Origin of the sequence: Microbacterium marinilacus, from assembly GCF_019753765.1 — a bacterium.
In the GTDB taxonomy this organism is placed as follows: Bacteria; Actinomycetota; Actinomycetes; order Actinomycetales; family Microbacteriaceae; genus Microbacterium; species Microbacterium marinilacus.
This window is the reverse complement of sequence record NZ_JAIJZW010000008.1, coordinates 176,846-186,165: the sequence shown is the minus strand read 5'-3', so window position 1 is coordinate 186,165 and position 9,320 is coordinate 176,846. Positions and strand designations below refer to the sequence as shown.

At 69.3% G+C, this 9,320-nt stretch carries 10 protein-coding genes; 2 read left to right on the top strand and 8 right to left on the bottom strand.

The genetic code is table 11. The annotated features are described in order from the left end of the window. Together K5S26_RS14080 and K5S26_RS14075 are read left to right on the top strand one after the other, a co-directional pair. On the top strand, positions 1-132 hold a 132-nt coding region (locus K5S26_RS14080; RefSeq protein WP_221859294.1), incomplete at its 5' end, for an integrase core domain-containing protein. Positions 133-221: 89 nt separating this feature from the next. After that, complete coding sequence (locus tag K5S26_RS14075; protein WP_221859268.1) at positions 222-2,306, top strand: NAD(+) synthase; 2,085 nt, start codon at positions 222-224, stop codon at positions 2,304-2,306. A gap of 76 nt (positions 2,307-2,382) precedes the next feature. Here the strand turns inward: K5S26_RS14075 and K5S26_RS14070 are convergent, their stop codons facing one another. The 8 genes from K5S26_RS14070 to K5S26_RS14035 form a co-directional block, all read right to left on the bottom strand. Further along, entirely contained in the window at positions 2,383-3,135 is a 753-nt protein-coding gene (locus K5S26_RS14070) for an IclR family transcriptional regulator (protein ID WP_221859266.1), read from the bottom strand. A gap of 198 nt (positions 3,136-3,333) precedes the next feature. Beyond that, entirely contained in the window at positions 3,334-3,789 is a 456-nt protein-coding gene (locus K5S26_RS14065) for a YbhB/YbcL family Raf kinase inhibitor-like protein (RefSeq protein WP_221859264.1), read from the bottom strand. Positions 3,790-3,809: 20 nt separating this feature from the next. Then, positions 3,810-4,646 (bottom strand): alpha/beta fold hydrolase, encoded by an 837-nt coding sequence (locus K5S26_RS14060; protein WP_221859262.1) that lies wholly within the window; start codon positions 4,644-4,646, stop codon positions 3,810-3,812. Further along, entirely contained in the window at positions 4,646-5,584 is a 939-nt protein-coding gene (locus K5S26_RS14055; protein ID WP_221859260.1) for a 3-hydroxyacyl-CoA dehydrogenase NAD-binding domain-containing protein, read from the bottom strand. Before K5S26_RS14055 ends, K5S26_RS14060 begins: the two co-directional genes overlap by 1 nt. A 67-nt stretch (positions 5,585-5,651) precedes the next feature. Continuing rightward, complete coding sequence (locus K5S26_RS14050; protein WP_221859258.1) at positions 5,652-6,431, bottom strand: class II aldolase/adducin family protein; 780 nt, start codon at positions 6,429-6,431, stop codon at positions 5,652-5,654. 22 nt (positions 6,432-6,453) lie between these two features. Further along, positions 6,454-7,038 (bottom strand): amino acid synthesis family protein, encoded by a 585-nt coding sequence (locus K5S26_RS14045; protein ID WP_221859256.1) that lies wholly within the window; start codon positions 7,036-7,038, stop codon positions 6,454-6,456. Then, positions 7,035-8,174: an FAD-dependent oxidoreductase gene (locus tag K5S26_RS14040; RefSeq protein WP_221859254.1), complete on the bottom strand. Its 1,140-nt coding sequence runs from the start codon at positions 8,172-8,174 to the stop codon at positions 7,035-7,037. Before K5S26_RS14040 ends, K5S26_RS14045 begins: the two co-directional genes overlap by 4 nt. A gap of 72 nt (positions 8,175-8,246) precedes the next feature. Then, a complete protein-coding gene (locus K5S26_RS14035) occupies positions 8,247-9,305 on the bottom strand; it encodes an ABC transporter substrate-binding protein (protein ID WP_221859252.1) in 1,059 nt (352 codons plus the stop codon). Between the last annotated feature and the right edge of the window lie 15 nt (positions 9,306-9,320).

Genomic DNA, 9,320 nt, shown 5'->3' with positions numbered 1-9,320 from the left:
TCCGAGTCAGCTCGGCGAGCAGCTCTCCCGGCCTGGCTGCACTTCTACAATCACCACAGACCCCACACCGCCATCGGAAAGCTCCCACCCATCAGCCGCATTTCAAACAACCTGGCTGGGCACTACATCTAGCGACGCGGCTCGGCCCAGCGGCCCGAGCGCGCCGTCCGGTCGCGGGGGCCGCAGGCGTCGCGGCCGGACGGTAGTGCAAGACTGGGCACGTGAGCGACTACGACTTCGCCAGCGCCTATCGGCACGGGTTCGCGCGCGTCGCGGCGTGCACAATCCCGCTCGCCATCGCCGACCCGGCGACCAACGCGCAGCACGTGCTCGACAGCGCACGCGAGTGCCACGACGAGGCGGTCGCGGTCGCGGTCTTCCCCGAGCTGTGCCTGTCGGGGTACGCGATCGACGACCTGGTGATGCAGGACGCGCTGCTCGACGGGGTGCACGCCGCCATCGCCCGCATCGCCCGCGAGTCGGCCGACCTGATGCCGGTGCTCGTGGTGGGCGCGCCGCTCGCCCGCGGCAACCGCATCTACAACTGCGCGGTCGTCATCCACCGCGGCGCGGTGATCGGCGTCGCCCCGAAGTCGTACCTGCCGACGTACCGCGAGTTCTACGAGCGCCGCTGGTACGCCCCCGGCGACGACCAGCGCGGCACGATCGCGGTCGCGGGCACGGAGGTCCCGTTCGGGCCCGACCTGCTGTTCGAGGCGGCGGACGTGCCGGGGCTGGTGATCCACGCGGAGGTCTGCGAGGACGTGTGGGTGCCGATCCCGCCGTCGGCGACCGCCGCGCTCGCGGGCGCGACCGTGCTGCTGAACCTGTCCGGCAGCCCGATCACGATCGCACGCGCCGAGGATCGGAAGGACCTCGTCAAGTCGCAGTCGCTGCGGTGCCTGGCCGCCTACGCGTATGCCGCGGCGGGCATGGGCGAGTCGACCAACGACGTGTCGTGGGACGGCCAGACGATGATCTACGAGGGCGGGAACCTGCTCTCCGAGACCGAGCGCTTCCCGGACGGGGCCCGCAGGTCGGTGGCGGATGTCGACCTCGACCGCCTGCGCCAGGACCGACTCCGGCAGGGGACCTTCGACGACAACCGCAGGACGGTCCTCTCCGCGCCCGACGGATCGCCGGCCGCCGCCTTCCGCACCGTGCCGTTCACGCTCGAGCCGCCGCGCGGAGACGTCGGGCTCCGGCGTCACCTCGACCGGTTCCCGTTCGTCCCGGACGACCCCGCCCGCCTCGCGCAGGACTGCTACGAGGCGTTCAACATCCAGGTGTCCGGCCTGATCCAGCGCATGCGCGCCATCGGCGACCCGAAGCCGGTGATCGGCGTCAGCGGCGGCCTCGACTCGACGCACGCACTGCTCGTGATCGCGCGGGCGATGGATCGGATGGGTCGCCCGCGCAGCGACATCCTGGCGTACACGATGCCGGGCTTCGCGACGAGCGACCACACGAAGTCGAACGCGATCCGCCTCGCCGAGTCGGTGGGCGCTTCGATCGAGACCATCGACATCCGGCCCGCGGCGACCGAGATGCTGACGCAGATGGGGCATCCGTTCGGCCGGGGCGAGCCGGTGTACGACGTGACGTTCGAGAACGTGCAGGCCGGCATGCGCACCGACTACCTCTTCCGCCTGGCGAACCACCACGGCGGCATCGTCGTCGGCACGTCCGACCTGTCGGAGCTGTCGCTCGGCTGGGCGACCTACGGCGTCGGCGACCACATGAGCCACTACGCCGTGAACTCGGGAGTGCCGAAGACCCTGATCCAGCACCTGATCCGCTGGGTGATCGCCCACGGCGCCGAGCAGGGCGTCTCCGCGCACGAGGCCGAGGTGCTGCAGTCGGTGCTCGACACCGAGATCAGCCCCGAGCTCGTGCCCGCGGGGCAGGACGGGCAGGTGCAGTCGACCGAGCAGACCATCGGCCCGTACGCGCTGCACGACTTCTCACTGCACCACGTGCTGCGCTTCGGCTACCGGCCGTCGAAGATCGCGTTCCTCGCGCAGCACGCCTGGTCGGATCCCGACGCCGGCGAGTGGCCTCCGGGGTTCCCCCCCGAGGACCGCTACGGCTACGACCTCGCGACCATCGTGAAGTGGGAGCAGGTGTTCCTGAAGCGCTTCTTCGGCTTCGCCCAGTTCAAGCGCTCGGCGATCCCCAACGGGCCGAAGGTGGCGCCATCCGGCTCGCTGTCGCCGCGGGGCGACTGGCGCGCGCCGTCGGACGGCAACGCGCGCGCGTGGCTCGCCGAGCTGCGCGCTGCGCTGCCGCAGTTCACGAGCGAGTGACGGCCCCGGTTCGGCTGGCGCAGAAGACGGAAGGCGCTGCGGCCGATGACGTGAGCGGGCCTGACGGCGCTCCGGATCAGCCCCGCGCGATGGCGCGCGCCAACTCCGATGCCCCCTGGATCACCGCGGCGGCGATCTCGCGCCGATGCTCCGCATCGAGCCGGTAGGCGGGAGCGGCGACGGTGACGGCGCCGACGAGAGCGCCGTGCGCGCGTACGGGAGCCGCGGCCGCCCACACTCCCTGGTCGACCTCCCCCGTGCTCTCCGAGTACTCCGCAGCGCGGATCCGATCCAGGTCCGCTTCCAGCGCACGCCGCGCGGACCTGCTGAGCGGCGGGCTCAGCCGGTCGAGGTACTGGGTGCGCTTCGGCTCCGGATAGTCGGCAAGCAGCACCTTTGCGGCTGCACCGCCATGCAGCGGCATCAGCGCGCCCGGCTGGAACGACAGACCGATGGCGTGCTCGGACTCGGAGATCGACAGGCACACGGCGGCGTCGTTGACCCGGCGCACATACAGTGCCGATTCGCCTGTGCGCTCCCGCATGCGGTCCAGGATGGGCTGCGCCTCGACCCGGTAGTCGAAAGACGCCTCCGCGGCGCGGGCCAGACGGACGACCTGCGGCGACAGCGTGAAGACCCCGCGACCGCGCTCCTCGATCAGGTTCATCTCACGCAGCAGCGCGACGTATCGATACGCGCTCGGCACCGAGATCGCGTGCGCCTCGAGGATCTGATCGACTGTCAGCTCCGGTCGCCCCTCTGAGAACTGCAGCAGGATCTGCAGCGCGCGGCGGGCGCTTTCGACGCCTTTCGTCCGCGCAGCCGGCACGGACGACTCTTCGGTTCTCGCTCGGGAGCTGTCCATCGGTTCCATCATCGCTCCTTTCGGGCGTGGTCACGGGCAGCAGCATCCCCGGCCCGGTCGCGGTCTCCGATCGGGCCCGTCGAGCCCAACAGGACGAGCCGCAGACTGGGCACCGGGAGATCCACGACGTCCCGGTGCGTGTCCGTGATCGTCGTGTCGTCGTCAGCGCGAGTAGACGCCGACCGTCCGCGCCTGCTCGATGATGGCGTTCCCGTACGCGGCGAGGAACTGCTCGCGCGTGGGCTCGCCCTCGACGGGCCGGTTCAGCGCATAGAGCCAGAAGTAGTAGTGGTGATCGCCGTGCCCGCGGGGCGGCTCCGGCCCGTACCAGACGGCGAAGTCCGCGCCGTTGGGCGCGATGCGCACGCCGTCGGCGTCCAGGTCCAGCGACATGGCATCGGCCGGGATGCCGTACACGACGAAGTGCGTGAAGCCGTGCGGAAGCGGCGCATCCGGGTCGTGGCAGATGAGGGCGTACTCGGCGGTGCCCTCTGGAGCGCCCGAGAACTCCAGGCGCGGCAGGGAGTGTCCCCCGTCGGCCGTGAACTCGTCGGGGATGCGCGTCAGATTCCCGAAGTCCGGGCTCGCGATCGCGAGCTTGTCGATGAAGAGAGGCACGGAATTTCCTTCCATTGGGGTCAGATGCCCAGCAGCGTGCGCAGCTCGGCGGCGATGAGTCCCGGGTGCTCCTCCGGGATGTAGTGGTCGGCGTCCTCGTCGAGGGTCCAGCGGTCATCGGGCCGGTCGGCGCGCGCCGCGTCCCACGCGGCCGCGCCGACGATAGCGCTCCGGGCCCCGCGGACGTGGGCCATCGGCACCGCGACGGCGCGGAACTCCGCATCCCACGGGGTGCGGAACCCCTCGATCAGCTGCTGCATGGCGTCCGGGGCGGCGTGCGGAACCCATCCGCCGGCCGTCGGGCGGTAGCCCCAGCGGGCACGCCGCGAGACCGCGTCCGGCAGGATGCGCGCATACCGTGCCCGCAGGTACTCCTCGATCTCCGCGATGTCGCCGAACGTGCGGTGACCGGCGGCCACGCGCGCGGCGAGCTCGTCGATCACCGCGGTCTCGACGTACGGTGTGTAATCCACACACAGCACTCCCGTCACACGCTCGACGTGCAGCGCGCCGGCGAGCCACGCGTTGCGTGCGCCCAGCGAGTGGCCGCCCACGAGCGCGCGTTCGATACCGAGCGCGTCGAGCACCGTCACGACGTCCGCCGCGAAATCGGGACCCGTGTATCCGTGCGACGGCTTGTCGCTGCGGCCGTGCCCGCGCTGATCCAGCGCGATCACGGTGGCCACGGACGACAGCTCCTCGGCGACCGGTTCCCACACCGCGTGGCTGGCCGACGTTCCGTGCAGCAGCACGACCGCGGGACCGCTTCCGCCCACTCGGAAGGCGATGTCGACATCCGCCCCGCGGGTCCGCATGAGCCCGTCCGCGATCGGCTCCGCGCCGATCTCCCGCGTCATCAGACGTTCGGGATCGACGACAGCGTCTTGCGCGTCGCGATGAGGCCCTGGATGATCTCGCCGCGCTTGGCGGCGACGGCCTCCGCACCGTCGTAGTCGTACATTCCCGCTCCGGTCTTGAAGCCGAGCGTGCCGGCCTCGATCTTGTCCAGCACGAGCTGCGGGACGTCCTTCCGGTCCGCTAGGTCGGCGTTGAGGTAGCCCGACACAGCGTTGTAGATGTCGAGCCCCGCCATGTCGAGAAGGCGGGTCGGACCGACGACGGCGAGCTTGTAGCCGATGCCCCACTTGACACACGCGTCCAATCCCTCGGGCGTCACGATGCCGCGCTCGAGCAGGTCGATGCACTCACGCAGGATCGCGTACAGGATCCGGTTCTCGACGAATCCGGGCGTCTCCTTCTCGATGACCGGCACATAGTCGAACGCCTTGACCATCTCGGCCAGGCGGTCCACCAGCTCGGGGCTCGTCTGCTCGCCGGGGATGACCTCGATCATCGGGATGAGGTGCGGCGGGTTGGACCAGTGCATCCCGACGAGGCGGCCGGGCACCGTCATGGTCTCGGCCATCTTGGTGATCGGGATGCCCGACGTGTTCGACGCGATGATCACGTCTTTGCCGATCAGCGCCTCGAGCTGCTCGAGAAGCGACGCCTTGAGCTCGATCCGCTCAGGAATGGCCTCGATGATCAGCTCCGAATCGGCGACCGCGGCCGCCAGATCCATGCCGAACGTCACCTCGCCGCCCTCGGCTTCCGGCGTGCCGACGGTCGCCAGCACCCCCTTGACGGTCTGGTAGCCGGCCTCGGCGTTCTCGATGGCCTGATCCGAGATGTCGTAGAGCCGGACGATGACACCTGCTCGGGCCAGGGTGGCGGCGATGCCGGGGCCCATCGTGCCCGAGCCGATGACGGTGGCGATCTTCGGGAGAGCGCTCATGGTGTTCCTTCTCTCTGTGTGCTTCTCGTTGTCTGCGATTCGTGATTAGCGCTGAGGCTCTCGAAGATCAGACGGCCGGCGGCAGGCTGATCTGCGAGATGCCGATGCCCTGCAGCGCCTCGACTCGTTCGAGGCGGCGGTTGAAGTAGGTCCAGAAGTTGTGCTGAGCCTTCGACGGATAGATCCGGTCGAACTTCTCCTTGGTCTCCTCGGGGTCGGGCTCGATCGGGGTGAAGCCCGAAGACTTCAGATCGACCTGGAAGCGGGCGGCCTTCTCCAGGAAGATGCCCGCGAGCGTCACCTCGGCCACCGTCGAGCCGACGAACGCGATGCCGTGGTTGGCGAGCAGCAGCGCCTGGGCGTCGCCGAGCGCCTGGGCCGCCGCGACGCCGAGCGGCACCGTGGTGACGATGTGGCTGGTCTCGGAGAAGCGCGGCACGCCGTGGTAGGCGAACCACACGCCGTGGTTGTTGTACGGCTTGAGCGGCTCCTCGCTGGCGCCCAGGACCGTGGCGAAGTGCGCGTGCGAGTGACCGACGAAGTTGACGTCGGGACGGGCTTTCATGATCTCCGCGTGCAGCGGCCATTCCAGGTGCCGCAGGCCCGTGCCCTCGAGCACGTTGCCGTCGAAGTCGATCAGGATGAAGTCGTCGCCCTCCACCTCGCTCAGCGCCAGATTGCCGCGCTTGAGCCACAGTCCCCGACCGAACGGGTCACGGAACGACAGGTGACCCATCGACATGTCGCCATGACCCTCGAGCTCGAGGATGCGATGCGCACGGGCGACATCGGCGAGCACGCTTGCGATGGACTGGTCTTCGAAGTACTGGGAGTGCTGGTACGTCATGTCTGCTCCAGGGGAGATAGGATCAGGCGTCGCGAGCGACGATGTCGGACACGGTGAGGCCGCCCACACGGGCGTTCGGCCTTCCCCCCGTGGCGACCGCGGCGATCAGGACGAGCTCGTCGGGGTGCGGCGCGTCGGGCAGGGCGATCGTGATGGCGTCGTAGTGCGACCGCACGTACACCTCGTCCTTGAAGGCGAGCGGGATGTCGATCTGCGTTCCCGCCGCAGCGGTCTTGCTCGCAGACGAGATCCAGGCCTTGCCGCCGCCGACGGCATCACGGAATGCGTCGCCGAACACCGTGGTGATGCAGGCCACGACGTGCTCCTGCTCCCCACTCAGCCCGGCGAGGCCGCCCTTGCCATACGACTCGACCGGTCGCCCGCCGAGCAGCGCCACGGCGCGCTCTCCCAGTTCTGTGCCGAGGCTGGCGCTCGGCGCCGTGAGCGGCGAGAGGTCCTCGACCCACCGCCCCGCGAACGGGTTGCGGATCACGACCGCGACCGCCGCCTTGATGAGCAATTGCGCGGGCGCGGGCCCCGCGTCGTGGTGCGTCTCCGTGACGAACGAGTGAAACGCGCGGACCTGATACGAGGAATCGATGCTCATGCGGAAGCCTTTTCGTGACGGTGCGGATCGGTGGGTTCGTACAGCGCCGTCTCGACGCTCTCGCCGGTGAACTGGTTGCCCTGGGACATCGCGCGGGTGTCGGCGTACTCCTGCGAGCGATCCTGACAGCGGTCGGTGTACGGGCGCTCCAGTCGCTCCCATCCCGCGAGCGCCGCGGGCAGCTCGTCGTCGGAAGCGGCGGTCGCGGCGACGGCGAGCGTGTAGGCGTTCTGCATCGCACAGCCGGCGCCCTGCGCGAGGGCCGGGCACATCGCGTGCGCCGCGTCGCCGACGAGCGCCGCGACACCGCGGGTCCAGGAGTCGACGCGCGTCGTCTGGTAGCCGTAGTACCGGCCCTGGATGCGCGCCGCGTCCTGCAGCACCGGGGCGAGCTGGGGGAAGATCGAGGTCCACAGGTCGAGGTCGATCGGTACGCGCGAGCCCTCCGCGTCCGCCGCTGGCGCCATCAACGCGATGTAGAGCTCCTCGTCGTTCGCAGGCGTGTAGAGCACGCGCAGCACGCGCGGATCGAGGTTCCAGAAGTCGATGACGTTGTCCCACTCCGTGTCGGGCTCAAGCGCGGAGAGCTCGGCCTTGCGTCGCGGGACGAGGAAGCGCGTGATGCCGTCGCGGGAACGCTCGCGCCTGACCTCGAAGCCGAGGGAGTCTCGCACGGCCGACCCGACTCCGTCGGCGCCCACGATGAGGTCGGCCTTCGTCGACGCGCCGTCGGCTGTCGTGAGCACGCCGTCCGCGGTCGCCGAGACGACGCGGGAGCCGGGCTTGACCTCGACACCCGCCTCGCGGGCCGCGAGCAGGAGGGAGTTGAACAGATGGCCGCGTGTCATCGTGCGCCAGCGGATCCCGTCGAGGGTCTCCTGGGACTGGATGACGTTGTCCATCCGGGTCTCGTAGGCCGGCGGCGTCATCGAGTTGGACATGATGTCGTGCGTGGCGCCGATGTCGTCGAGCACCTGCAGACTGTTGCCCCAGAGCACGATGCCGGCGCCTTCCGTCCGCAACGTCTCCCCCTTCTCGTGGACGCGCACCTGCCATCCGCGCTGTGCGAGCGCGGTGGCGGCGACGAGCCCCGCGAATCCGGCGCCCGAGATCTCGGCGCGGCGGGTTTCAGCCATGTGTGTTGCTCCTCTTGCTTGGTCGTTTCAGTGAAGCCGGGGCGGTGAAGGTCACACCGCCCCGGCGTCGGATCATTCGGCGTTGGCCGCGTCGATGAAGCTCGCGTCGCGCACGTCGTCAACCGTGGGGACGGACTCGAGCTGGCCCTGGTCGGCCAGGGTCCCGATGGTCTTCTCCCACGTCGCGTCGTCCATGGCGCCCAGACCGGATTCCTCCGTGACCGTGCTCGTGAAGGACTCGGCGATGTCCGCCTGGATCTGAGCGGTGTAGAGCTCCGCGTTCTCGGCGAGCTCCGGGGAGCTGGCGGCGATCACCTCGGCCGCCTCCTCCGGGTTGTCGATCACGTACTGGAATGCCTCGGTGAAGCCCTTCATGAACTTCTCGACCGCTTCGGGGTTCTGCTCGATCAGGGCATCGGACGCGAACACACCCGTCCCGTAGGCGTCGTAGCCGTATTCCGGGCCGTCGAGGATGCTGATCTTGTCGGCCCCGCCGGCGTGATCGGCGAGGATGGTGAGCTCGGCGTCCTCGTAGCAGGGGACGACGTCGACCTGACCGGTCAGCAGGTAGTTCTCGTACGGCGGGTTCACCGTGACCCATTCGAGCTCGTCCTCCGCGATGCCGTTGGCGGCGAGGAGGGCCTTGGTGAACAGGTAGGTAGAGCCGGATGCCTGAACGCTGATGGTGAGCCCGCGCAGATCGTCCGGCGAATGGAGCTCGACGTTCTCCTTCAGTGAGCACATCGACAGCGGGGACTGCTGGTTCAGCACCCCGATCGCCTTGACCGGCACGCCCTTGGACTGGTTGAGCACGAGCGTCGGCAGATCGGCGACGCCGATCGTGTCGGTCAGGCTGGAGACGACCTGCAGCGTCTCCCCCGAGCTCTTGCCCGGTGTCACGGAATCGATGACGACCCCGGCATCCTCGAAGAAGCCCATCGCGTCGCCGACGTACAGCACGGAGTGCAGGCCGCGCGGCTGGAAGTCGAGCTGGATCTTGAGGTGGTCGAGTTCGCTCGGTCCGGTCGCGCCGGCTTCCTCCGGCAGGGACGAGCTGGAGCAGCCCGCGAGGGTGAGCATGCCGACCGCCGCGAACGCGGCTCCGGCGCGAATCAGGGTGTTGTGACGCATGTTTCTCCTTCGGGA